We start from the raw sequence: 22,330 nt of genomic DNA, 5'->3' as shown, positions 1-22,330 counted from the left end.
CTACTGCGGAGCGTGTTACTTCCAGGCGTCGGCACCCTGAACTACCGTTTTCCGCACGTGGATTGGCCTTCGACCCCTTCCTACGGTTGCTGCATCAACCCAACCGACCGAGGGGGCCAAGGTGATGCGCAGAGCCGAGGGTGATCGACAGCGACGACAGGACCTTGCCGACGCAGCGGCGGGCTTACAGCCCCGGTTGCTGCCATGGGCCAGAGACGGAAAGTCGTGCTATCTCAGCACTGACGGCGGACCGGACAGCTACCTGTCACGCGTCGCGGACGCCATGGAAGACGTCCAGTTGGAGATGGGCGCGGAGGTCCTGGAGGCAGCGGCCAAGATCCTGGCCGACCCCGTGTCGCCTCACTCCGAAGTCCGGTACGTGGCCCTGCGTCTGGCCGAGTGCCTGAATGACGCCCTGAGAGTCGCGGAGAGCCGGGGAGCACGTATTCCCGTGCCCGGCGACGAAGAGCCCCAGGAGGGGCCGACGTTGGCTGCAGAGGCGTTTGGATGAGCACGCGTGCTGTCCACCGCTACGTGGGCCACACGATCCGTCCTGCGCCCGATGGCGGCGTTACGGCGGAAGCACACTGCATGACGCACGAGTGCGGAGCATCGTCCGGCCCGCAAGGTGACCCCGGCGATGCCCAGGACTGGGCCCTGCGGCACACGGGCCTGAACCCCGGCCACGATCTCTACCGGCGTGTGTACACCGACCACGCCCGCGTGACTCGGGCAGACCAGACCCCGGCCCGCTGAGCGACGGCGAGCAACACCGTTCAGCGAGCTGGCCGCCCCGTCCGTGCGCCCCAACTGGCGCATGGGTGGGGCTTCTTGCTGCTCATTCCGCAGAGGTGCTGTCACCGCCGAGGCCGCGCGGGCTAGTATGTGCATCAAGCTTGATCGTCTGGACGATGAGGGGACCGTTCACGCGCGCACCCTTTCCGGTCTACGGCAGCAGGCCTCGTACGGGACGAGAGAGGCCAAACGTCCAGTGTGCCGCATCCGGGGACAGAGCGGTGTGGCGTGGGCCTCAACCAAAGCGCCCAGCGACGCCTCAGTCCTCCCCGAGCTCCGCCACCCCCGTCACCCGGTGCAGCGGGTACGTGCGGACCTCGTCCGCCGTGTGGTCGTACGCCGTGACGAAGCCGCCCTCCACGCGGACCGGGGCGATGACGCGCTGGCTCGCGGTGCCCTCCGCGTTGACGTACCCGATCCACAGGGCCTCGCCCGTCATGACCGCGGCCTGCATCGTGGCCAGGGTCTCCGCCGAGGTCGTGCGCGGGAGCTCGCCGGGGCCCGGTCGGGACGCGGCGGCCGGGGCCTGGCGCTTCGGGGCCGTCGACGCCATGTCGCCGGCGCGGATCGCGCGGACCGCCGCGCCGAGCAGCGTGGCGTCCGGCACGGGCGGACCCTCCGGCACCGGGGCGGGCGCCGTGCGGGGCGGGGTGCGGTGGGCGTGGGCGCGGGCGATGAGCACGTCACCCTCGGGGGTCTCCGCGGACGGCGCGAAGCCCATCGCCCGCAACCCGTCGAGCAGCGCCGCCGGGTCGGCCTGCGCGGCCAGGACCGTCGGCGCGAGGCGGCGCAGGCGCAGGGCGGCGGCGCGCTTGTCGGCGAGGATCTCGCCGAGCACCGAGTCGTCGTCGCAGCGCACGTACGCCGAGGCCGCGCCGATCCGCAAGTGGCCGTGCCTGCGCGCCACATCGTCGATCAGATACGAGAGGGGCTGCGGCACCGGCGTACGCGAATGGGTCTCCAGGAACGTGTGCAGATCGGTGGCCGTGCGGCCCGCGTCCAGGGCGCGGCGGACCGAGCCGGGCGTGAAGCGGTAGACCGTCGCCCCGCCCTTCGACTCCACGTCCGCGAGCACGCCGAGGGTCTCCGCGAGCGGCCGCTCCAACGGTCCGGGCGCGACCGCCGTCAGGTCGGCCTGCAGCAGCACGTGGTCGAGGGGCTCGGGGAGGAGCGGCGCGAGGAGCTCGGCGAGCGCGGACTCAAGCGCGCCGTCCGGCAGCCCGTGGGCCGTATGCGCGGAGGCCCGCTCCGCCCCCGCATGCGCCGAGGTCCGCTCCGGCCCGGCGTGCGCGGCGGCCCGCTCCGCCCCCGTCCGTACGGCGTCCTGCTCCAGCAGCGCACGGCCCGTCGCCGACAGCGCCCCGCGGCCCGTCACGCCGAGCAGCTCCGCCTCGTCGAGGGTCCAGCGGGCCAGGCGCGTGCGCAGGTCGTCCCCGCCGCCGCCCTGGTCCGCCGCCGCGCCGACCCGCAGCGGGCGCTCCCAGCGAAGCCGGGCGAGCACCGACTCCTGGTCCGCCGCCGCGCCCTCGGGCAGTTCGGCGAGCAGGTCAAGGACCCGGCGCCGCACCTCGGGCGCCGCCGAGCGGTCCAGGTGCGGGCCGAGCGCGGACAGCACCCGGTCCTTGCCGTCGCGGCCCCCGACCAGGCCCGGCGTGCGCGTCGCCGACAGCCAGGCCACGGCGAGCCGCGCCCAGCGCTCGGCGGCCGGCAGCTCCAGCCAGTCGTCGTACGCGGGCGTCGCCGCGTACCGCTCCTCCGCGCGGCGCGCCGACGGCTCCCCGTCGTCGTACGAGGAACCCTCGAAGCCGCCGTCCGAGGCCAACAGGCCCGCCGCATAGGCGAGTTCGACCCAGAAGGCGGCCGTCGGCTCCGACACGTCGAGCCCCACCGCCGTGCGCTTCAGGTCGCGCACGCTCAGGCCGCCCGCACGCAGCACCGCGGGCCCGCCCTCGTGCCACTCCTTGAGCAGCTCCTCGACCGTCGCGACCGCCGTCAGGGCCTGCCCGGCCGCCGTCGAGTCCACGATCCGCGGGCGGTGCTCCGCGGCGGCCGTGACCTCGGGCGGCAGCGGATGCGTCGCCTTGTGCGCCCGGCCGCCGCGCAGGTGCAGGGCCGCCTCGCGGGGCAGCACGACCGTGCCGGGCGACGTCGGCACGAGCAGGGCGCGGTCGAGCAGCCAGCGCAGATGCGCCGCCGGATCCGCCGTGACCTGCCCGTACGGCGGGCCCCAGGTGAGCCGGCCGAGGACGTCGAGCGCGTCGACCGGGGCCTCGTCGAGGAGCGCCGACATTCTCGTACGGTCCGTGAAGAGCGCCGTCAGGGCGGAGACCGCCGACACCGGGTCGTGCGTCGACGTCAGGCCCGCCGCCTCCAGGATCTGCTGCAGGCGGCCCGGCGACATGCCGGACGTGGCCTCGGCGACCGTCGGCCCGAGCCCCGTCGGCGACGGGTGCTGCGGCGAGGGCGCGAGCAACTCGCGGGCCGTGCGCACCAGACGGAGCCGTCCGTCACCGCCCCACACGAGCGCCTGGTCGCGCAGCGTGCCGACCGCGGCGGGCAGCGCGCGGTCCACCGCCTCGTCCCCGTCGTCCCCGGCGAGCAGGGCCTGCAGCGTCTCGTACGACGCGGGCTCCGGGGCGACCGCGAGGGCCTCGGCGGCCTGCAGCGCGAACGTGTCGAGCCGGCCGAGCGCGCGCACCACCGACGCTCTGGTGCCGGCCCGCGTGGCCAGCTGCGTCAGGTCGTTCGGCACGGGGGACAGCAGGTCGGGGCGGGCTCGCAGCAGGGTGGCGAGCGACGCGTCGTCGCGCTGCCTCAGCTCTTCGGCGAGCGTGCGAGGGGCCGCCGCGCCTGCCGTGCTCTCGGTCGTCATCCTTCACACGGTAGTAGGTGGGACCGACAGCACGATGCCCCGCGCGGTACGGTCGGGTGGCCGGGCACCACAACGCGCGCGCCCCGCAGGGGACTTACCGGCAGGGACAAGCCCCGTACGCAGGGAGATCTCGTGGCGATCGAGAGCGACCAGCTCGTCTTCGACTACCTGAGCCGCATCGGCGACCTCGCCCAGCAGCGCCAGCTGCCGTCGAAGACCCGGATGCGCCTGGTGGCCGAGCTCCGCACCGAGATCGACCGGCGCCGCGCCACCGTCTCCGGCGGCAAGACCCCCGGCGACAGCCCCGCCGGGGTCCGCCGCATCCTGGACCGCCTCGGCACGCCGGAGGAGGTCGTGGACCGGGCGTCGGACGCGTCCGACGGGGGAGACGGGGGAGATGGGGCAGACGGGGGAGCGGGGGCCGGGGGTTCGCCCGTGCGCGAGCCGGATGCCGTACGGGAAGCCGTGCACGCGCCGGAGCCCGAACCTTCCCCCGCCGCCGAGCCGGACCCCGAAAACACCCTCAAGTCCCGCTTCAAAGCAGCCCTGTTCGTGCCCGAGCAGCGCGACTGGGACGACGAGCGGCGCGACGGCGAACGGCGCGCGGGCGAGCGGCGTGACGACGGACAGCGCGCGCCCTGGAGCCGCTTCGTGCCCCGGCCGAGGCTGACGAAGGAGCCCGCGCCGCCCGCCGAACCGCCCCCGGCGACCAGCACGCCGCCGCACCTCGCGGGCGAGGACGAGATGGGGCCGAGCGGCTCCACGCCGGACTGGTGGCGCATCGACGACGGCCCGCAGGGGTTCACCGACTCCGTACCGGGGTTCGTGGGCGGTGTGGAGATCCCCGAGATACTGCGCCCGCCGCGCACGGAGGAGCCGGACGAGGACGAGGGCGGCACCGGCACCGGCAAGGCGGGCGGCCCGTCGCTGAAGAAGACCCCCAAGACGGATGAATCCGCCGACGAGGAGAGCGGCGAAGGGGGCGAAGAGGAGGGCGGAGAAGGGCTCGACGACGACGCCGGGCGGCGCCGCCTGCCGTTCCTGCGCCGCGCCCGCGCCGCCCGGGGCGCGCCGAGCCTCAGCAACCCGCTGCTGCTGCTCGCCGCCGCGTCCCTCGTCGTCGGCGCGGTGATCGGCAACTGGGTTGCCCTCGGCGCCGGTTGGGCCATCGCGTACACCTCGCGCAGGCTCAGCCAGCGCGAGGCCAAGTTCGCCTCGCTCGGCATTCCGGGCCTCGCCGTGGCGGCGGGAGTGGTGTGGCTGTGGGGCCGGTTCGACCGGCAGTGGGGCGAGGCCGTGCCGAAGGGCGCGACGGCGGACGCGTTCGCCGAGACCTGGCCGTGGGTGGTGCGCCTCGCGGCCGTCGCCTCCGCGCTGTTCCTGGTGTGGAGGTCGCAGCGGCGCCGGCCGGAGTAGCAACTCCCGTACGGACACGGCTACTTCGTCAGGCGGTCCTGCAGCTCGTCGAGGATCCGGTCGGCGGCCGTGTAGCCGATGCCCTGGATCCACAGCTGGTCGTCGACGGCGAACGCCCGGTCGTCCTCGACCGCCTTCAGGCCCTTCCACAGCGAACCGCCCGTGGTCTGCGTCTCCTTGGCCTTCTTCGGGTCGCCGTACGTGGAGTGGAAGATGACGTCCGCCTCGGCCGCGTCGATCCGCTCGGGGCTCACGTCGTACGAGAAGCCGTCCTTGGCCTTGTCCGCGACGGCGGGCCGGCCCAGGCCGACGTCCTTCAGGATCGTCGCGATGTAGTTCTGCTTGCCGTAGATGCGGATGTCGGCGCCCTCGACGAAACGGACCACGTTGACCTTCGTGGCCTCGGCCTTCGCCTTGCCGCCGAGCGCCGCGGTGACGTCTCCGGCGTGCTTCTCGTACTCGGCGACGACCTTCTTCGCCTCGGCCTTCCTGCCGAGCGCGTCGGCGTGCACCTGGAAGTTCTCCTTCCAGGGGTAGCCGGTGTTCTCCGTCATGACGGTCGGGGCGATCTCGCTGAGCTGCGGGAAGAGCTTCTCGTGCCGGATCTTGCTGGTGAGGATCAGGTCGGGCTTGAGCTCGGCGATGGCCTCGACGTTGGGCGTCATCATCGCGCCGACGTCCTTGATGCCCTTGACCTCGTTCTTCGGCAGGTAGTCGAGGAAGCCCGACTTCACGTCGGCGTGCGTGGCGCCGATCGGCTTCACGCCGAGGGTGATCGCGGAGTCCAGCTCGGCGGTGTCCAGGACGACGACGCGCTTCGGGGAGTCCGGCACCTTCACCTCGCCCATGGCGGTCTTGACGGTATGCGTCGAGCCACTTGCACCGCCGGTGCCGGCCGTGCCCTTCGCGTCTCCGGAGCCGCAGGCGGTGAGGGTCAGGGCGGTGGTCAGTGCGGTGGCGGTGAGGGTGAGGGTGCGGGTTCTCATGGGGTGCCTTTCGTTGGTTGACGTGGGTGGGTCGGGTGCGGGTCGGGTGCGCCTGCGGCGGGCTTTGTTCCCCGCCCCGCCCCTTCCCGAACTGGGGCTCCGCCCCAGACCCCGCTCCTCAAACGCCGGAGGGGCTGGTTTTCAGGGGCGCGGGGAACTGCGCGACCAGCCACGACGGCGCGGTAGCCGAACGACAGCCCCGGGGTCCGGGGCGAAGCCCCAGAGCGAGGTCCAGGGGCGGCAGCCCCGGAGGGACGGGGGCCCGGGGGCGGAGCCCCCGAAGCCGACGGCAGTCTTTCGGGAAGGGGCGGGGAGGGGAAAAAGAACCTCAGGAACCCCACGGCGCCCCCGGCACCACCAACGGTGACCCCGTAACGGGATCCGGAACGACCACGCACTCCAGCCCGAACACCTCGCGTACGAGATCGGCCGTCACCACCTTGGCGGGTGGCCCGGAGGCCACCACCGCCCCCGCCCGCATCGCCACAAGATGATCCGCGTACCGGGCCGCCTGGTTCAGGTCGTGCAGGACGACCACCACCGTCCGCCCCTTGTCCTGGTTCAACTGCCGTACAAGATCCAGCACTTCGACCTGATGCGAGATGTCCAGAAACGTCGTCGGCTCGTCGAGCAGCAGCAGCGACGTCTCCTGAGCGAGGGCCATGGCGATCCACACCCGCTGCCGCTGACCGCCCGACAGCTCGTCCACGGACCGCTCGGCCAGCTCCGCCACATCCGTACGCGCCATCGCCTCCGCGACCGCCCGCTCGTCCTCGTCGGACCACTGCTGCCACCAGTGCTGGTGCGGCTGCCGGCCGCGCGCCACCAGGTCCGCGACGGTGATCGCCTCGGGCGCGACCGGCGACTGCGGAAGGAGCCCGATCTCCTTGGCGATCTGCTTCGTCGGCAGCTTCGCGAGCGCCGTGCCGTCGAGCAGCACCGAGCCCGCCTTCGGCTTGAGGAGCCGCCCGAGCGCCCGCAGTGTCGTCGACTTGCCGCAGGCGTTCGGCCCGACGATCACGGTCACCTGGCCGTCGGGTATCTCCAGGTCGAGGCCGTCCACGACGGTGCGGTCCTCGTAGGCCAGGGTCAGCCCCTGGGCGCTGAGCCGGGTCACGACTACGACTTCCCTCCGACGGTACGGCTACGGACGATGAGCCAGATCAGATACGGGGCGCCGACCGCGGCCGTCAGCACCCCCACGGGCAGCTCGGTCGGCGAGAAAAGCCGGCGCGCGAGGAGGTCCGCGAGCACCACGACCACCGCGCCGGTCAACGCGCTGGACACCAGCGGGATCTGCGCGGTCCGCGTCATCCGGCGGGCGATCTGCGGCGCGAGCAGCGCCACGAAGTCGACAGGCCCCGCGACGCCGGTGGCCACGGACGCGAGCACCACGCCGAGCAGCACGAGCCCGAGCCGCACCCGCCCGAGCCGTACGCCGAGACCGGTCGCCGTGTCGTCGTCCATGCTGACGGTGCGCTGCGCGCGGGCCGCCCAGACGACGGCGGGCAGCAGGAACAGCAGCATGGAGCCGAGGAGTTGGGCCTCGGGCCAGGAGCGGCCGTTGAGGGAGCCGGTCATCCAGATCTGCGCCTGCTGCGCGACGAGGTAGTCGCCCTTCGTCATGAACAGCGTGGTGATCGACCGCAGCGCGATCGCGAAGCCGATACCGATCAGCACGAACCGGGTGGCCTGCAGCCCGCCGCGCCAGGCGAAGACGTACACGAGCGCGGCGGCGAGCAGCCCGCCCGCGATCGACACGTACGGCAGCACGGCGTACGAGGTGACGCCGAAGGTCAGCGCGCCGACGGTGAGCGCGCTCGCGCCCTGGCTGACGCCGATGATGTCGGGGCTGGCGAGCGGGTTGCGGGCGACGGTCTGGATCAGCGCGCCCGCGACGCCGAACGCGGCCCCGACGAGCAGGCCGACGACCATGCGCGGCAGCCGCAGCGTGCCGACGACCAGCTCTTCGGGCGAGGGCTGCCCGAGGACGACCTTCAGGGCTTCGGCGGGGGGTACGAAGCTTTCGCCTGTGCAGAGGTACGCGAGGCTGGTTGCCGCGAGGAGCAGGGTCAGGGTCCCTGCGACCGCTACCGAGCGTCGGTGCACGAGGAACGAGGCTCGTCCGGCGCGGAGTACGGCGTATCCCGCTGGACGTCGACGTACCAGTTGCCCGGAACCGTGGTGCTGTGCCCACCCGTTCCGCCCCGCGGAACGATTGCCCACAGCGGTGGGCGCGGCGGCAGAACCAGCGGCAGAACCAGCAGGGGTACGGGACTTCACGCCGCCACCGCCTTTCTCCGTACCAGCGTCACCAGGAACGGCACTCCGATCAGGGCCGTCATCACGCCCGCCGGGACCTCGCTCGGCGGGAAGACCACGCGGCCGACCGTGTCCGATGCGAGCAGCATGACCGGGCCGATCAGTGCGGCCATCGGCAGCACCCAGCGGTGGTCGCTGCCGACGAGCGCGCGGGCGATGTGCGGCACCGCGAGGCCGACGAACGCGATCGGGCCGGCCGCGGCGACCCCGACGCCGGTGAGCACGGTCGCGCCGAGCCCGCCGACGATCCGTACCGCCGCGACGTTCTGGCCGAGGCCCTTCGCGACGTCCTCGCCGAGCGCGAGCGCGTCCAGGCCGCGGGCGACGGCCACCACGAGGACCACGCCGACGAGCAGGAACGGCCAGGTCTGCGCGACCACTTCGGCGTCCCGCCCGGCGACCGAGCCGACCTGCCAGAAGCGGAACTCGTCGAGCGCGGCGGCCTTCGTGGTGAGGACGGCCATCGTGACGGAGACCAGCAGCGCGTTGATCGCGGCGCCGCCGAGCGCGAGCTTCACGGGCGTCGCGCCGCCGCGGCCGCGCGCGGCGATGGCGTACACCGCGACGGAGGCGAGCCCCGCGCCCGCGAACGCGAACCACACGTAGCCGGTCAGGTCGTGCACCCCGGCGAAGGCGATCGCGAGGACCACGGCGACCGAGGAGCCCTGGCTGATGCCGAGGATGCCGGGGTCGGCGATGGGGTTACGGGTGATGCCCTGCAGGGCGGTACCGGCGAGGGCGAGGGCCGCGCCCACCATCAGGCCGATCAGGGTGCGCGGCACGCGCAGTTCACGGACCACCTGGGCGGCGTCGCTCTGCCCGCCGTGCAGCAGCGCGTCGAGGACGGCGGTGGGCGCGATGGCGCGTGCGCCGACCGCGAGCGAGAGCAGCACGGCGACCGCGAGGGCCAGGACTGCCGCACCGGTCAGGGCGATGCGTCGGGCCACCGGCTTGCGTCGCGCGGCGGCGGGAGGGGCGGCGGCCATATGACCCTTTGAGAATCGGAGGGGCTTCAGGAGACGTTTGATTAGGCTTGGCTAAGTGTAAGGGGCAGGGATGTGGCCGGGATCGGCACAATGGCGACATGGCTTTGCACGAGAACCCCGAGTCCCCCCGGCCCGCCGCATCCCCCGGATCGTCCCCCGCCGCGTCCCCCGCACCGTTCACCGTCGGCTTCGACCTCGACATGACCCTGATCGACTCCCGCCCCGGAATCAAGGCCGCGTACGAGGTGCTCTCCGCGGAGACGGGCACGTTCATCGACGCCGATCTGGCCGTGACGCGGCTCGGCCCGCCCCTCGACGAGGAGCTCGCGCACTGGTTCCCGCAGGAGCGGATACCGGAGATGGCGGACCGCTACCGCGCGCTCTACCCCACCCACGCCATCCACCCGACCCTCGCGATGCCCGGCGCCCGCGAGGCCGTCGCCGCCGTCCGCGCGCGGGGCGGCCGCGCCATCGTCGTCACCGCCAAGCACGAGCCCAACGCCAAGCTGCACCTGGAGCACCTCGGCATCGAGGCGGACGAGGTGATCGGCTGGCTGTGGGCGGAGGCCAAGGCGGAGGCGCTGCGCGAGCACGGCGCCTCGGTGTACGTGGGCGACCACGTCGGGGACGTACGCGGGGCCCGTACCGCTGGTGCGCTCTCCGTGGCCGTGTCCACCGGGCCCTGCGCACCGGACGAACTGCGCGCCGCCGGCGCCGACGTGGTCCTCGGCGGCCTCGACGACTTCCCGCGGTGGCTCGACGCGCACTGCGCGGAGCGCGCCGCCTGACGACAGCGCCGCGGGCGGGGCGTGGCGGCGTGGGGAGCTAGCGGCCGGCGCGGGCCTGGCGCCGCTGGGCCGCGATGGTCCGCAGCACCCCGGCCGCGGCGATCACGAAGCCCACGCCCATCAGCATGCACACGGCGTACGCCACGGACGGGAACGGCTCCGTGCCCAGGAACAGCGGGGCCACGGTGACCAGGGTGGCCACGGCTCCGACGAAGAAGACGATCGCGCCGAGCCGGACGAGGCGGTCACCGGCGCCAGAAGGTGTGTCACTCACCCGGCCAGGGTAGTTCCCTGCGCGATGAGACCGAGAAAGCAGTCTTGTCACCCGCCACTGGACCATTAGCCTGTGTGCTGGCGGGTCAAGCGGCCCGCCAGACCGCTATCCAGGGCCTTTCGACTCCCGAGTCGACCCGCGAGTACGAGAACAGACGAGGACGGACAGACGTGCCTACCGGCAAGGTCAAGTGGTTCAACAGCGAGAAGGGCTTCGGCTTTCTCTCCCGTGACGACGGCGGTGACGTCTTCGTTCACTCGTCCGTGCTGCCCGCCGGGGTCGATTCACTCAAGCCCGGCCAGCGCGTGGAGTTCGGAGTCGTCGCAGGCCAGCGCGGTGACCAGGCGCTGTCCGTGACGCTTCTCGACCCGGCGCCCTCGGTCGCCGCCGCGCAGCGCCGCAAGCCCGACGAGCTGGCGTCGATCGTGCAGGACCTGACCACGCTCCTGGAGAACGTCTCCCAGCAGCTGGAGCGCGGCCGCTACCCGGACAAGGCGCACGGCGCGAAGATCGCGGGCATGCTGCGCGCGGTCGCCGACCAGCTCGACGTCTAGAAAGACGGCCGGCGACTCTTACGGAAACCGCAGCGCATCCCGGCCGAGGGGCGGCACGAGCCCCTCGGCCGCGGCGCGCGTGAGCAGTCCGCGCACGGCCGCGTACCCGTTCTCGCCGAGGTCGGCCGTGAACTCGTTGACGTACAGGCCGATGTGCTGGTCCGCGACGGCCGGGTCCATCTCCTGCGCGTGCGCGAGGACGTAGTCCCGAGAGGCCTGCGGGTCGTCCCAGGCCATCCGCACCGAGGAACGGGCCGCGTCGGCGAGGGACTTCAGGACGCTCTCGCCGAGCGAGCGCTTCGCGATGATCGCGCCGAGCGGGATCGGCAGGCCCGTCGTCCGCTCCCAGTGCTCGCCCATGTCGGCGAGGCAGTGCAGCCCGTACTCCTGGTACGTGAAGCGCGCCTCGTGGATGACGAGCCCTGCGTCGACCTTGCCGTCGCGCACGGCGGGCATGATCTCGTGGAACGGCAGTACGACGATGTTCGGCGCCCCGTCCCGCAGCGTGTCCGCGGCCCACAGCCGGAACAGCAGATAGGCGGTCGACCGCTCGCTCGGCACCGCGACCGTCTTCCCCGCCAGGTCCGCGCCCGGCTCCCGGGTCAGGACGAGCGGCCCGCAGCCCCGGCCGAGCGCCCCGCCGCAGGGCAGCAGCGCGTACTCGTCGAGGACGTACGGCAGCACCGCGTACGACACCTTCAGTACGTCGAACTCGCCGCGCTCCGCCATGCCGTTGGTGATGTCGATGTCCGCGAACGTCACGTCGAGCTCCGGCGCGCCCGGCACCAGACCGTGCGCCCAGGCGTGGAAGACGAACGTGTCGTTGGGGCAGGGCGAGTACGCGATGCGCAGGCTCACTGCGACTCCTCAAGCGGAAGGACCAGTACGGGAACGAGCGCGCCGAAGGCGGCGGTGAGCGCGGCGAGCGCGTCCCCGATACGCCAGGCGGCACGGTCGCGGGGGCCCACCGGGTTGGACACGGCGCGCACCTCGAGGACCGGCACGCCGTGCGCGGCGGCGGCCTCGGCCACGCCGAAGCCCTCCATCGCCTCGGCGACGGCCCGCGGATGGCGCTCCCGCAGCTCGGCGGCGCGATGCGCGGTGCCGGTCACGGTGGACACGGTGAGGACGGTGCCGGTGCGCGCGCCGGTGACGGCGGCCGCCGTCTGTACGAGCGCGGCGGGCGGGGTGTGGGAGTCCGTGCCGAAGCCGAGGTCGGTGACGGACAGGAAGCCCTCGCCGGTCTCGGCCCCCAGGTCGGCGGCGACGAGCGCGTCGGCGATCACGAGGGAGCCGACCGGGGCCTCGGGCTGGAAGCCGCCGCCGATTCCGGCGGACACCGCCAGGCTGTACGGCTCACCGCGGAGTGCGGCCGTGGTGAGTGCGGTGGCGGTGCCCGCGGCGGCCGCCGCGGGGCCCACGCCGACGGCGACGCAGTCGAAGGCCGACCGGTGCTCGGGCGGGCCCGCGGATACGGCCCTGGCCACAGCGTCCCGCTCGGCGGGAACCGCTGTGGCGATCAGAATCCGGGGCGCGGTCAAGACGCGGTGCTCAGGAACTCCTGGCTCGGGAGCTCCTACTCACCCTTCTTGAGTTCGAAGTGCCAGATGCCCTTGAGCTGGTTGCCGTCGGTCTCCACCAGCGAGACCTGGGCCTTCTTCAGCGCCGGTCCGCCCTGGCCGGAGGAGAAGAAGACGTTGCCGGGGATGGACCGGTAGGTCTTCTTGAACGGCTCCTGCTCGGCCTGCTGGCCGCCGATGAACAGGGTCCAGCCGTGCTCGGCGACCTCCGGCTCGACGCCGAAGCGGACCTTGTCGTCCATGCCGACCGTGATGGTCTTCTCGGCTTCCTTCTGCAGGCAGGACTTGATCTCGCCCGGCTCGATCGCCTTGCCTTCGCTGTAGCAGGCGGCCTCGGTGTTCACGGACGTGCCGTTGACCGTGACGGTCGCGAGGGGCGTCGGCTTGTCGCAGGCCGAGAGGGCGAGGAGTCCGGCGGACACGGCGCCGAGGGCGGCAGCGGTGCGGCGGCCCTTGGCCGTCATACGCAGGGAGGTCATGCGCGAAAGGCTATCTGGCACCCCCACCGCTCTCGCCACGCGGGGTCCGGCGCGCCGCCCGGCCGGTCCCCTCCGGTCGTCCTCGCAGGCCGCACCCCCCTTGCGAAAAAAATGTCACACCGTGACATCACTCGACCCGTGGTGGCCCCCCGCCCCGGTGGGCCGCCACGACGAGCCCCCGCAGCGTCGTCAGCCAGCCGAGCGCCACGATGCACGCGCCGACGCCCAGGCCGAGGCCGCCGTCGAGGGGCAGCGAGATGCCGATGCCGCCGCCGATCACCCAGGCCATCTGCAGCAGGGTCTCCGAGCGGGCGAACGCCGAGGTGCGCACCAGCTCCGGCACGTCCCGCTGGATCAGCGCGTCCAGGGACAGCTTCGCGAGGGCCTGCCCGAGGCCCGCCACCGCGCCGAGCGCGGCGATCACCGGCGCCCCGTAGAACACCGACGCGGCGATCGCGACGGCCAGGACGAAGCCGACGACGGTCACGATGATCAGCTCCGGCGGCCGCTTGCGGAGCGCGGCGCCCACCGCCGTGCCGAGCGCGTTGCCGATGCCCGCCGCGACCGCCACCATGCCGAGGGACACCGCCGCGGTCTGCCCGGTGAGCGGCTCCTCGCGCAGCAGGAACGCCAGGAAGAAGATCAGGAACCCGGAGAGGCAGCGCAGCGAGGCGTTCGCGGCGAGCCCGTGCGTGACCCCTGGGCCGACCGTGCGAAGCCCCGGCTTCTTGCCGTGCGGCAGATGCAGATGCTGCTCGTCGGCGGCGAGCAGCGCCCGCCTCTCGCCGCGCGCCGAGTCCACCTTGTGCGGCAGCCGGAACGACAGGAACGCCCCGAAGAGGAACACCGCACACGCCCCGTACAACGGCCACTGCGGGCCGATCTGATGCAGCCCCGCACCGATCGGCGCGGCCGCACCGGTGGCCAGGAGTCCGCCGAGCGTCACCCGTGAGTTGGCCTTGACCAGCGAGAACGTCGGTGGAAGCAGCCGCGGTACGACGGCGCTGCGCACCACCCCGTACGCCTTCGAGGAGACGAGGACGCCGAGTGCGGCCGGATACAGCTCGATCGAGCCGGTCTCCACCGCGCCCGACAGGGTCAGGGCGAGGAGGGCCCGCGCCAGCATCGAGCCGGCCATCGCCGCCCGCCGACCGTGCGGCAGCCGGTCGAAGAGCGGGCCGATCACCGGGGCGAGCAGCGTGAACGGGGCCATGGTGATCGCCAGATAGAGCGCGACGCGGCCGCGCGCCTCGTCCGTGGGCACGGAGAAGAACACCGTCGAGGCGAGCGCCACCGTGATCATCACGTCGCCCGCGCCGTTCACGCCGTGCAGCTCGATCAGCTTGCCGAGCCCCGACTCGCCCGCACCGTGCGCGTGCGTCGCCTTCCTGATGCCCTTCGCGGGCCCGGTGATCGGCAGATGCAGGGCGCGGCCGATCATGCGGCCCGCTCTGCGCAACGGGCTCGCGCGTTCCGTCGGCCGTGATCCTGAAGGAAAGGCCACCCCGTCATAGTGCCCCAAGCCGGACGTTCTGATGGCCTCGAAGGGGTCCGGGACGGTGTCAGCGCACCTCAGCGAGATCATTTGGAGATGTCCTCAGAGCGGACGCCGTGTGGGCTCGGGCGCTTCGAGGGGGTAGCGTGCGTAGCGCGCCAGCGGCGGTTGTTCTTGGCCGCGCGCCTCTTCGTCATCCCGCAGAATGGATGACGTAGGCGCGCCCGGGAGTGACCGGACGCGGACGTCGACGCGGCCCCCAGGTCCGCTCCGTCCGTGCCCCGTACCGATGGACGGCGCACCCGTGAGACGGCGTAGGAGAGAAGCGATACCTGTGAGCGCAGCGACAACGCGAAGCCGCACCCCTGACCGCCTGTGCGCCGAGGCCATCGACCTCGCCAGGGCAGCGGCCGAGGAGGCCGCAGCCCCCGGCGTCGTCGGCGAACACGTCCAGGTGGTCTCCGAGGGGGACCGGGTCGTGACCCACTTCTTCGCGTGCGAGGAGCTGGGATACCGCGGCTGGCGCTGGGCCGTCACCGTCGCCCGCGCCTCCCGCGCCAAGGTCGTCACCCTCGACGAGTCGGTGCTGCTGCCCGGCCCCGACGCCCTCCTCGCCCCCGAGTGGGTGCCCTGGAGCGAGCGGCTGCGCCCCGGCGACCTGGGCCCCGGCGACCTCCTGCCCACCGACGCGGACGACCTGCGCCTGGAGCCCGGCTACTCCGGCGAGGACGAGCCCGCGCCGAACTCGCCCGTCTCCGAGGAGATGGCCGACCTGGTCGAGGCGGAGGACGCCGAGGTCACCGACGGCCCGCCGGCCAACCTGCCGCTCGCCCCGCAGCGCGGCTCCATCGCCGCGGTCGCCGAGGAGCTGGGCATGCGCCGCGCCCGCGTCCTCTCCCGGTACGGGCTGCACGTCGCGGCCGACCGCTGGGAGGAGGGGTACGGCGCCAAGACGCAGATGGCGCAGGCCGCCCCCGCCACGTGCGTCAGCTGCGCCTTCCTGATGCCGATCGCCGGCTCCCTGCGCCAGGCCTTCGGCGTCTGCGCCAACGAGTTCAGCCCGGCCGACGGCCACGTGGTGTCCCTCGCGTACGGCTGTGGCGGCCACTCCGAGGCGGCCGTCATGCCGAAGCCCCCGCGCCCGGCCCCGCACGCCTTCGACTCCATGAACGTCGACGCCCTCCCGCTGCGCCCCTCCCCGGAGGGCTCGGTCCCCACGGAGGCCACGGGCGACGGCTCGGAGGACTTGGGCCACAGCTAGGTTTTTGGGGGTACGGGGGGCTGGGTGCCGTACGCGGGGGCTGTTCACCCGGCACGTTCAGGCGCGGCCCCTCTCCCACCCGCCCGCCACCACCGGCGAGTCGGCCAACCCGGCGCCCGCAAGGCACCGCCCTGCAGCGACCCGTAACCCAAACCCGGGCAATGGGAGCGCCCCCGGCTCGCCGCACCCCGAAGCCGGGCACCCGGCACGTCCAGGCACCCCCGCTCCCGCTTCCACCGGCGATATGGGCAACCGCACGACCCCGTGCCGCCCCAGGGGATGCTGTGGGGCGGCGCGCTGCGAGAGCGATAGGTGCCGGAGCTCTCCGTCGGGCGAGGCGGGCCCAGTGCTTCAAGTGCCCTCGAACTGGTCCCGCTTGGGGCGTTGAACTCCTGGTCCGAGGCGCCGGTCCTCAGTCGAAGTCTCCGAGCGGGGGTGCGGGCGCAGGCTGCGTCCTGATGCTCTCGTCGTAGGTCGGCATGTTCGTGCCGTAGGAGTTCCGTGGGTCCGTCATCTCCTCAGCGCTCTTGGAGGGAGGCCCTGGAGCGTGGACGTTGGAGGGCGGCCGGAGATTGCGCATGGCCGGCGGCAGCTCGCCGTACGCGGCCTGGGGTGCCATGTCGGCCCCGGTCTGCTCGAAGTCCTGCTCGATGCGCTTCTCGTTCCAGTCGTGGCCGTCCGCGGAAGCCCGCAGATTGTCGGCCCGGCTTGAGCGCGGCGCCGCAGGCCCTCAAGTGCGGGCTCCCAGCTGGTGGAGACGGTCTGCAGTGCCTGGCCCACGGACCAACCGGCCCAGAGAGGAAGCAGCAGTTGCTGATTCGTCGGTGGCAGCGGTCGACGGCTTCTTCATCTCATCGGCGATGCCGTCACAGTTATGGGCTGACGAGCGCAGTACGCCCGAGTCGACGCGTGTTCCCTTGGACATCTTGAGATCGCCTCCTCGTTTCAGAACTGCTGTTGCTTGACGCCGGGCGGGAGCATGCAGGGGGTGCGAACGGCGAAGGAGAGGCGTTGGGGTTTGGTTTTGCCACTGCCTACAGTGTCTGCTGTCACGCTGTATCCGTTACTTCTGTTGCGTGCGCTGAGGGTTGCTGCGTAATAGGAGTCCTTGAACTCGCGGTATCCCGTGACCTCGTATCCCTTCTTCTTGAGTTCCTGACGAAGGGCGCGCACGACACGGGTGTGCTCCGTGACGGGCGCAGGTGAGTACACGTAGTAGAAGAGGCTGTATCGACCATCGTCGGCCAACTCGCCGTTGGCGCCGAGGCACTCCTCATAGTTGATCTTCTCTGTAGAGTTGATCAGCTCAACATCAGTGATCTCAGCCATGTAGCTGGTGTAGTCCCTGGCCCACGTCAGCGCATCCGATCTCTCCATTCGGGGCAGCCTGGTGTTGGGGTCGTCTTCAGGGCTTGAGGACATGCAGCCTCCAGTGGCAATCATGGTGACCAACAACAGTGGCAACAGGCGAAACGTGTGGGTGTCAGCCGCGCGGCGGGCGCGGGGGAACATCGCCACTGTCAGGCTCCTTTTTCGGCGCCTCGGTTGGCGGTCGATTAGCGATGATCTTCCCCTGGTTCTCCAGGGAATCGCTGTTCGCTTCGCCCTCTTTGTCCCAGTAGCCACTGTGTCCACTGGTATCCACCTCGAAGTTGTTGCCGCCGAAGTTCTCGCGCAGGGGGTCTCTGCCCAGGCTGCCCCCGGCCCACTTGATGACTTTGTCGTCCTCGGCCCCGCCGGCCCAGACGTGCTCCTGATCCATTTGTAGTTCGGATGCGTGTTTCACTGCCATGCCGGGGCTTCCGACGACCACGACATCGTCTACGCCCAGCCCTTTGCCTTCTGACGCGGCCGCGCCAACAACAGTTGAGCCGTAGCTGTGGCCGATGACTGTCGTGTGACTCGGAGTCCCCTCGTGCGAGGCGCGCATGCCCTCCGTGAACTGGCGCAGGTCGGGGCCGGCTTCGTAGGCGCGCTCCCTGGTGGCGACGCCGTCGACGCCACCATCGCCCATAGCTTTCGGAGCGTCGTACCCGAGCCAGGTAATCATGGCTACGTCCTCGCCGTCGGCGTGCTTGTCGGCAGCGGAATGCAGCTTGTCAATTCGAGTGATCTGGCCGTCAACTTCGCTCGCGACGTCAGTATTCGTCCCAGGTACGAGCACCCCTGTGTGTGCCGCCGTGTCAGGGTTACCCATGGCAACGATGGCGCGTCCGTCGCCCTTGGAGTCGTATCCCAGGAGGTACAATTCCTTGCCGCTCCGGGCGGAGTCCCGTTCGTTCAGCTGCTCGTTCATTTTCAGGGCATTGGCGAGCCGTTGATTGTGCGATTCTGGGCTCTCGCCGGGGTATGCTTCCTTGAGGTTTCCTTCTTGCAGGAGATTGAGTTCCTGAGCCAAGGCTGTGCGATTGGCGTCATCCCGCACTGTTGCCGGTAGGCCGTCTGTCGCGCCGATTTGCTTCGGATAGAGCGCCGCGTATTCTTGGCGTTCCTCAGGGCTGAGGGCCTTCCACCATTCTGAGGCTGCTTTCGGGTCATCCTTCGGGATCTGTGGATCCTGGATTCCGAGTGCCTTCATCGCGCTCTTGGCGTCGGCGGCGGACTCGGCTGCTGCGTCATGATTGAACGAGTCGGTGAGGATGTCGCCGTTAAGGTCCGCCAGAGCCTTCGCGCCCTTGTCGCTCGCCCTCTCTGCGTCGGCCAATGCCTTGTCGATACGTGCGCGATACTCACCCAGCAAGCCGCTGCGGTCGGCGATGACGTGGCGCGCATCCGGGTCGTTGCGTGGGATGTTCGCAGTGGTCGGGTCGCTGACCCAGCCATCGGCATCGACCGCGTAGCCGTCCTCTTCCGCCCGCCGCACCGCGTTGCGGAGCTCGGTCTGGGCCTGCTCCATCCAGAACTGAGTGTTCTCTAGGACTGAGGCGATTGCCATGGCCTCGGTCTCGGCAATGCCGAGGCGACTTTCCACATCCTCCAGGAAGAACAGCGCACTTTCGGCGTCGTCGCCCTTCCACGAGTTATGCAAAGGCCCGGTGACTCGTTCTCTGTGACGGGACGTCAAGGAATCCATCGTGCTGGAAAGCTTGCGCCAGGCCTTCGCGGCGGCCTCTAGATCGGAAAAGTCCTGGTTGTTCAGCTGTGCAAAGTTAGAGGGCACCGTCGCCCTCCGCTGCTATGCGCCCGCTGTACATTTCGGCGCATTGGCGTGGGTGGTTCATCCCCTGATCCCCGAATTGATGACGGCCTTTGATTTGCAGGGGCTCAGTCTAAGGAAGTGAAGGGTGGGGCGGGAGTGGGGTGTTGGTCAGTAAGACGCGCCAGTATCGGCAGCTGCGGCCCATGAGTCCAGGCCGCCCGGGGGTCACGCCGCCTCCCAACCCCCCACCCGCACCCCGTGAATCCGCTCCGGCCCCACATCGCGCCCCCGTAGCGCCATGTCCAGGGCCCAGCGGCGTTGCGCCTGGGCGCGTTGTTCCGGAGGTACGTGCTTCGGGCGGGCGTGGATGTGGACGTACGGGCGGAGGGTGTTCCACAGGGGCGGGTCGACGTACAGGGTCCGGTCGTCGGCGGCGTTCAGGGCGTACGGGCTGCGGCGGCGCGGCAGTGTGATCGCGCGGCGCGGCGGGAGAGCGGGTGCAGGTACCGGTACCCGCTCGGGGGAGGGCGCGCGGCGTCGACCGCCGCTCGCCGGCAGCAGCCACGCTAGTACGCGGACGAACAACCTCACCGCGAACCACCCCTCCGCGTCCGCGAGTTCACCGCGGCGACCCGCGCGCTCAGCAACTCCGGCGCCGTCACCGGACGCACCCGGTCCGGCCGTACGTCCCACTCCCGCCCGCCGAGCAGCGGCCGCAGCTGCACGTACCGCCCCTCGTGCCCCATCACCTCGCCGATCCGGCCGGTGTCCTCGTCCAGCACGGTCTCGCCGACCCTCACCGGCCCGACCCCAGCGCCTCGGCCAGCGCCCGCGCGGTCGCGACGTCGCAGCGACCCAACTCGATGAGTGGGGCGGGGTGTTCGCGGGCGCACGACACCTGATCGAGGCAGAACGACGGCAGCTTCACGCCCACCGCCGCGAGCGCCGCCCGCAACGCGTCCCGTACCGACTCCGCCTCCCTGATCCGTTCCTCGGCTGTGCTCATGACCGCACCTCTCTGCTCTCTGTAGCGAACTGGTCACAGCGTGGTGTCGGCGCGCGTAGCTTGAGAAGGGGGTGCGATGTGACCCGTCATTTGTCACGTGGAGGAGGGGAGTTGGCCGATGACCAGTACGTACGGGGAGTGGTTGCGGTCCCGGCGCGAGGCTCTCGGCATGACGCAGGAGCAGTTGGCCCGCGAGGCGCACATGACGCGGAGTCATATCGCCCACATCGAGGCGGGCCGGAGGATTCCGTCGGCGGAGGACGCGCGGCGGTTGGACAAGGCGCTGGGCACGGGGGATGTGCTCAGCAGTTTCCGGCCGAGCGGCGAGGGGGCGGTTGCCGACTACTTCGAATCGGCACGCGAGCTTGAGCGCCAGGCCGTCATGTTGCGTGAGTTCGCTCCCGTCTATGTGCCGGGCATCTTGCAGACACGGCGGTACGCGACCGCGGTGATCGGTGCATCGTTCCCGCCACTGGCTCCGGAGGAGTGTGACAGGCTCGTGGTCACACGGCTGCAGCGCTCGGAGATTCTCCAAGATCCGGTCACGCCCGTGGTGTGGGCTCTGCTCGACGAAGGGGTTCTGCACCGACCGGTCGGCGGGCCGGACGTGATGGCGGAGCAGATCGAGCACCTGGCCGGACTTGTCGAGTCGCAGCGCATCCGCGTCCATGTGATGCCCACAGCTAAGGGTGCGTATCACGTGTTGCAGGGCATGGTGACGCTCATGTGGTTCGACGATCAGCCGCCGGCCGCGTACACCGAGGGGCTGTCCGTCGGCACGGTGCATGAATCCCCGGCCGGTGTCGAGCGCCTCCGCAGTGCCTACGACCTTGCGTTGAGTGACGCTCTGCCGTTGGATGAATCGTTGGATTTCATGAGGGCACGAGCGAAGGAATACAGGCGCCATGACTGACCGCACCATCGTCGACGCCCGCACGCTGCGCGGCTGGCGCAAGTCGTCGTACAGCGGATCGGAGGCCGGCTCCTGCCTCGAGGTCATCGACACCCACCCCGCCGCCGTCCCCGTCCGAGACTCCAAAACCCCCCACGGCCCCGCCGTCCTCTTCTCCTCCGCCGCCTGGGCCGCGTTCCTCGACGCCCTCAAGCAGAGCTGACGGGTCGCCCATTCCCCTCTCCCGAACGGGGTACGTTCAACTGCACGTGTCCAGCGGCCAGTTGGCGACGGCCGTACGGGTCCTGCGTAAAGCACTCGCGGGGCGGGGGTTCGGGCTGGGCGGGTGAGGCTTCCGGAACCAGGAAATCCGGGACGGGGATTTGCTGCTGGGTTCCGGCATGCCGCACATCCGTGCCCCATGCATAGGGTTGCTGCATCTCACGGCAAAGTGCCAGGTCATCGGCCAAGTAAGGCCTCGGACCGCGCGGTCGTGGAGCACAGAACCAAGGCACGCCGACGGGGGCGGGCTGTTGCAGCAGGGGGAATTGTTGAGCACCGGCTCCGATGACGTACGTCCGATTTCTGCGCCGTACGAGGGCCCTGATCCGCGGATCGTCGCGCCCACCGCGCCGCTGACCGGACCCGATCCTCGAACGGGGCACGAGATGTCGCCGCCGGACACGGGCGGCCGGGACATCCTCGACGCCGATCCGGCTCCGAACCCGGACCCCGGGTTCAACTACGGTGGTCTGCCGCCGATGACGGGGGCGGATGTCGCTCCCAGCCCCAGCCCCGGCCTTGGCCCTGGCATTCACGCGCCTACGGCACCACTGACCGGGCCGGACCCGCGTACCTCGCATGGGCTGCCGCGCCCCGACATGGATCGCGACATCAGGGACCGCGATCTCGCTCAAGGAGCTGCGGTCGACCCGGGCTTCACCGGGGGCCTGCAGCCCATGACGGCGGCGGTCGACGGACGGCCAACTCCCGTGCATCGGCTTGATGTTCCGGACCACCCCGCAGATGTACGCGATCCCAACCCCTCCGGCGGCTTCGCTCCCGACCCGGGGTTCGGCGGTGGCGCGGGCATTCAGACCATGGCGGGCGGCGGTGGGGGCGGTCAGGCACGGACCATGAGCGGCGTCGCCGATCCGGTGGCGCTCAACCGGGCCGGCGAGAACGCCCAGGAGATCGCGGGGATCCTGCGCTCCAAGGGCCGGGTCGAGAATGACGACACCATGGTGGCCGCCTGGGGCAGGCTCGGCGCCGACTTCTGGTCGGGAGGGCTGGGCCTGGCGATCGGCGAATTGATGGAGCTCTGGGACCAGCAGGTCGGAGACCTCGTCGCGACCTGTCGCACGATCGGCGAGAACTGCACGCAGACCGCCGGAAGTTACACCCGTACGGAATCCGCGAACGAAGCAGAGATGAACGCGGTCCGCGGTTCGCTCTCCGACTTCGGCTGACAGGGGGCGAACGAAC

The 22,330-nt window shown here is 71.3% G+C and carries 25 protein-coding genes; 9 read left to right on the top strand and 16 right to left on the bottom strand.

Going from position 1 to position 22,330, the window contains the following annotated elements:
* The first annotated feature begins 283 nt into the window (after nt 1-283).
* Complete coding sequence (locus tag QIS96_RS37770) at nt 284-511, top strand: hypothetical protein (RefSeq protein WP_349017430.1); 228 nt, start codon at nt 284-286, stop codon at nt 509-511.
* Nucleotides 508-756, top strand: a complete 249-nt coding sequence (locus QIS96_RS38000) for a DUF7848 domain-containing protein (protein WP_456316898.1) — start codon at nt 508-510, stop codon at nt 754-756. The genes QIS96_RS37770 and QIS96_RS38000 overlap by 4 nt, the downstream gene beginning before the upstream one ends.
* Nucleotides 757-1,054: 298 nt before the next feature.
* Here QIS96_RS38000 and QIS96_RS31925 read toward each other — a convergent pair whose 3' ends face one another.
* Nucleotides 1,055-3,667 (bottom strand): helicase-associated domain-containing protein, encoded by a 2,613-nt coding sequence (locus tag QIS96_RS31925; RefSeq protein ID WP_282546323.1) that lies wholly within the window; start codon nt 3,665-3,667, stop codon nt 1,055-1,057.
* 132 nt (nt 3,668-3,799) lie between these two features.
* Here QIS96_RS31925 and QIS96_RS31920 point away from each other — a divergent pair, with 132 nt between their 5' ends.
* Nucleotides 3,800-5,083, top strand: coding sequence for a hypothetical protein (locus QIS96_RS31920; protein WP_282546322.1), 1,284 nt, complete (start codon nt 3,800-3,802; stop codon nt 5,081-5,083).
* A gap of 20 nt (nt 5,084-5,103) precedes the next feature.
* Here the strand turns inward: QIS96_RS31920 and QIS96_RS31915 are convergent, their stop codons facing one another.
* From QIS96_RS31915 to QIS96_RS31900, 4 genes are all read right to left on the bottom strand, one after another.
* Nucleotides 5,104-6,069 carry an ABC transporter substrate-binding protein gene (locus tag QIS96_RS31915; RefSeq protein WP_282546321.1) on the bottom strand — a complete coding sequence of 322 codons (966 nt, stop codon included), beginning with the start codon at nt 6,067-6,069 and terminating at the stop codon, nt 5,104-5,106.
* Nucleotides 6,070-6,397: 328 nt separating this feature from the next.
* Nucleotides 6,398-7,186: an ABC transporter ATP-binding protein gene (locus QIS96_RS31910; protein WP_282546320.1), complete on the bottom strand. Its 789-nt coding sequence runs from the start codon at nt 7,184-7,186 to the stop codon at nt 6,398-6,400.
* 2 nt (nt 7,187-7,188) lie between these two features.
* Nucleotides 7,189-8,238 carry a FecCD family ABC transporter permease gene (locus QIS96_RS31905; RefSeq protein ID WP_282546345.1) on the bottom strand — a complete coding sequence of 350 codons (1,050 nt, stop codon included), beginning with the start codon at nt 8,236-8,238 and terminating at the stop codon, nt 7,189-7,191.
* Between the two features lie 110 nt (nt 8,239-8,348).
* Nucleotides 8,349-9,377 (bottom strand): FecCD family ABC transporter permease, encoded by a 1,029-nt coding sequence (locus QIS96_RS31900; protein ID WP_282546319.1) that lies wholly within the window; start codon nt 9,375-9,377, stop codon nt 8,349-8,351.
* Between the two features lie 98 nt (nt 9,378-9,475).
* Between QIS96_RS31900 and QIS96_RS31895 the strand changes: the two genes are divergently transcribed.
* Nucleotides 9,476-10,165, top strand: a complete 690-nt coding sequence (locus QIS96_RS31895; RefSeq protein WP_408907289.1) for an HAD family hydrolase — start codon at nt 9,476-9,478, stop codon at nt 10,163-10,165.
* 37 nt (nt 10,166-10,202) lie between these two features.
* On the opposite strand, the gene QIS96_RS31890 is transcribed toward QIS96_RS31895, so the two are convergent.
* Entirely contained in the window at nt 10,203-10,439 is a 237-nt protein-coding gene (locus QIS96_RS31890) for a hypothetical protein (protein WP_282546318.1), read from the bottom strand.
* Nucleotides 10,440-10,609: 170 nt separating this feature from the next.
* On the opposite strand from QIS96_RS31890, the gene QIS96_RS31885 reads away from it, so the two are divergent.
* Complete coding sequence (locus QIS96_RS31885; RefSeq protein ID WP_282546317.1) at nt 10,610-10,993, top strand: cold-shock protein; 384 nt, start codon at nt 10,610-10,612, stop codon at nt 10,991-10,993.
* A gap of 18 nt (nt 10,994-11,011) precedes the next feature.
* On the opposite strand, the gene QIS96_RS31880 is transcribed toward QIS96_RS31885, so the two are convergent.
* The 4 genes from QIS96_RS31880 to QIS96_RS31865 form a co-directional block, all read right to left on the bottom strand.
* Nucleotides 11,012-11,851 carry a 1,4-dihydroxy-6-naphthoate synthase gene (locus QIS96_RS31880; RefSeq protein WP_282546316.1) on the bottom strand — a complete coding sequence of 280 codons (840 nt, stop codon included), beginning with the start codon at nt 11,849-11,851 and terminating at the stop codon, nt 11,012-11,014.
* Entirely contained in the window at nt 11,848-12,534 is a 687-nt protein-coding gene (locus QIS96_RS31875) for a futalosine hydrolase (RefSeq protein WP_282546315.1), read from the bottom strand. Before QIS96_RS31875 ends, QIS96_RS31880 begins: the two co-directional genes overlap by 4 nt.
* Nucleotides 12,535-12,569: 35 nt before the next feature.
* Nucleotides 12,570-13,052, bottom strand: coding sequence for a DUF2771 domain-containing protein (locus tag QIS96_RS31870; RefSeq protein WP_282546314.1), 483 nt, complete (start codon nt 13,050-13,052; stop codon nt 12,570-12,572).
* A 127-nt stretch (nt 13,053-13,179) separates the two neighbouring features.
* The gene (locus QIS96_RS31865) at nt 13,180-14,511 is read right to left on the bottom strand and encodes an MFS transporter (protein ID WP_408907288.1); all 1,332 of its coding nucleotides are present in this window, start codon (nt 14,509-14,511) and stop codon (nt 13,180-13,182) included.
* 370 nt (nt 14,512-14,881) lie between these two features.
* On the opposite strand from QIS96_RS31865, the gene QIS96_RS31860 reads away from it, so the two are divergent.
* Nucleotides 14,882-15,808, top strand: coding sequence for a DUF3027 domain-containing protein (locus QIS96_RS31860; protein ID WP_282546312.1), 927 nt, complete (start codon nt 14,882-14,884; stop codon nt 15,806-15,808).
* Between the two features lie 412 nt (nt 15,809-16,220).
* Here the strand turns inward: QIS96_RS31860 and QIS96_RS31855 are convergent, their stop codons facing one another.
* The 6 genes from QIS96_RS31855 to QIS96_RS31830 all read right to left on the bottom strand — a co-directional run bounded on the left by QIS96_RS31855 (nt 16,221) and on the right by QIS96_RS31830 (nt 19,953).
* A complete protein-coding gene (locus QIS96_RS31855) occupies nt 16,221-16,427 on the bottom strand; it encodes a hypothetical protein (protein ID WP_282546311.1) in 207 nt (68 codons plus the stop codon).
* A 326-nt stretch (nt 16,428-16,753) separates the two neighbouring features.
* Nucleotides 16,754-17,326 (bottom strand): hypothetical protein, encoded by a 573-nt coding sequence (locus QIS96_RS31850; RefSeq protein ID WP_282546310.1) that lies wholly within the window; start codon nt 17,324-17,326, stop codon nt 16,754-16,756.
* Nucleotides 17,292-18,968 (bottom strand): alpha/beta hydrolase, encoded by a 1,677-nt coding sequence (locus QIS96_RS31845; RefSeq protein WP_282546309.1) that lies wholly within the window; start codon nt 18,966-18,968, stop codon nt 17,292-17,294. Before QIS96_RS31845 ends, QIS96_RS31850 begins: the two co-directional genes overlap by 35 nt.
* Nucleotides 18,969-19,172: 204 nt before the next feature.
* Complete coding sequence (locus QIS96_RS31840; protein WP_282546308.1) at nt 19,173-19,538, bottom strand: hypothetical protein; 366 nt, start codon at nt 19,536-19,538, stop codon at nt 19,173-19,175.
* Nucleotides 19,535-19,747 (bottom strand): hypothetical protein, encoded by a 213-nt coding sequence (locus QIS96_RS31835; RefSeq protein ID WP_282546347.1) that lies wholly within the window; start codon nt 19,745-19,747, stop codon nt 19,535-19,537. Before QIS96_RS31835 ends, QIS96_RS31840 begins: the two co-directional genes overlap by 4 nt.
* On the bottom strand, nt 19,744-19,953 hold the full coding sequence (locus QIS96_RS31830) for a hypothetical protein (protein WP_282546307.1): 210 nt from the start codon (nt 19,951-19,953) through the stop codon (nt 19,744-19,746). Before QIS96_RS31830 ends, QIS96_RS31835 begins: the two co-directional genes overlap by 4 nt.
* 118 nt (nt 19,954-20,071) lie before the next feature.
* Between QIS96_RS31830 and QIS96_RS31825 the strand changes: the two genes are divergently transcribed.
* The 3 genes from QIS96_RS31825 (at nt 20,072) to QIS96_RS31815 (ending at nt 22,314) form a co-directional block, all read left to right on the top strand.
* A complete protein-coding gene (locus QIS96_RS31825; protein WP_282546306.1) occupies nt 20,072-20,866 on the top strand; it encodes a helix-turn-helix domain-containing protein in 795 nt (264 codons plus the stop codon).
* Nucleotides 20,859-21,068, top strand: a complete 210-nt coding sequence (locus QIS96_RS31820) for a DUF397 domain-containing protein (RefSeq protein ID WP_282546305.1) — start codon at nt 20,859-20,861, stop codon at nt 21,066-21,068. The genes QIS96_RS31825 and QIS96_RS31820 overlap by 8 nt, the downstream gene beginning before the upstream one ends.
* Before the next feature lie 328 nt (nt 21,069-21,396).
* Entirely contained in the window at nt 21,397-22,314 is a 918-nt protein-coding gene (locus QIS96_RS31815; protein ID WP_282546304.1) for a hypothetical protein, read from the top strand.
* Nucleotides 22,315-22,330: the final 16 nt, after the last annotated feature.

Source organism: Streptomyces cavernicola, from assembly GCF_029968035.1.
In the GTDB taxonomy this organism is placed as follows: domain Bacteria; phylum Actinomycetota; class Actinomycetes; order Streptomycetales; family Streptomycetaceae; genus Streptomyces; species Streptomyces cavernicola.
This window is presented reverse-complemented; position numbering and strand designations above follow the sequence as displayed.

Excerpts from the sequence above, each read along its gene's own strand:
- QIS96_RS37770 (WP_349017430.1), top strand. The coding sequence starts at position 284 with ATGGAAGACGTCCAGTTGGAGATGGGCGCGGAGGTCCTGGAGGCAGCG.
- QIS96_RS38000 (WP_456316898.1), top strand. The coding sequence starts at position 508 with ATGAGCACGCGTGCTGTCCACCGCTACGTGGGCCACACGATCCGTCCT.
- QIS96_RS31925 (WP_282546323.1), bottom strand. The coding sequence starts at position 3,667 with ATGACGACCGAGAGCACGGCAGGCGCGGCGGCCCCTCGCACGCTCGCC.
- QIS96_RS31915 (WP_282546321.1), bottom strand. The coding sequence starts at position 6,069 with ATGAGAACCCGCACCCTCACCCTCACCGCCACCGCACTGACCACCGCC.
- QIS96_RS31900 (WP_282546319.1), bottom strand. The coding sequence starts at position 9,377 with ATGGCCGCCGCCCCTCCCGCCGCCGCGCGACGCAAGCCGGTGGCCCGA.
- QIS96_RS31895 (WP_408907289.1), top strand. The coding sequence starts at position 9,476 with ATGGCTTTGCACGAGAACCCCGAGTCCCCCCGGCCCGCCGCATCCCCC.
- QIS96_RS31870 (WP_282546314.1), bottom strand. The coding sequence starts at position 13,052 with ATGACCTCCCTGCGTATGACGGCCAAGGGCCGCCGCACCGCTGCCGCC.
- QIS96_RS31855 (WP_282546311.1), bottom strand. The coding sequence starts at position 16,427 with ATGGCACCCCAGGCCGCGTACGGCGAGCTGCCGCCGGCCATGCGCAAT.
- QIS96_RS31830 (WP_282546307.1), bottom strand. The coding sequence starts at position 19,953 with ATGAGCACAGCCGAGGAACGGATCAGGGAGGCGGAGTCGGTACGGGAC.
- QIS96_RS31825 (WP_282546306.1), top strand. The coding sequence starts at position 20,072 with ATGACCAGTACGTACGGGGAGTGGTTGCGGTCCCGGCGCGAGGCTCTC.
- QIS96_RS31820 (WP_282546305.1), top strand. The coding sequence starts at position 20,859 with ATGACTGACCGCACCATCGTCGACGCCCGCACGCTGCGCGGCTGGCGC.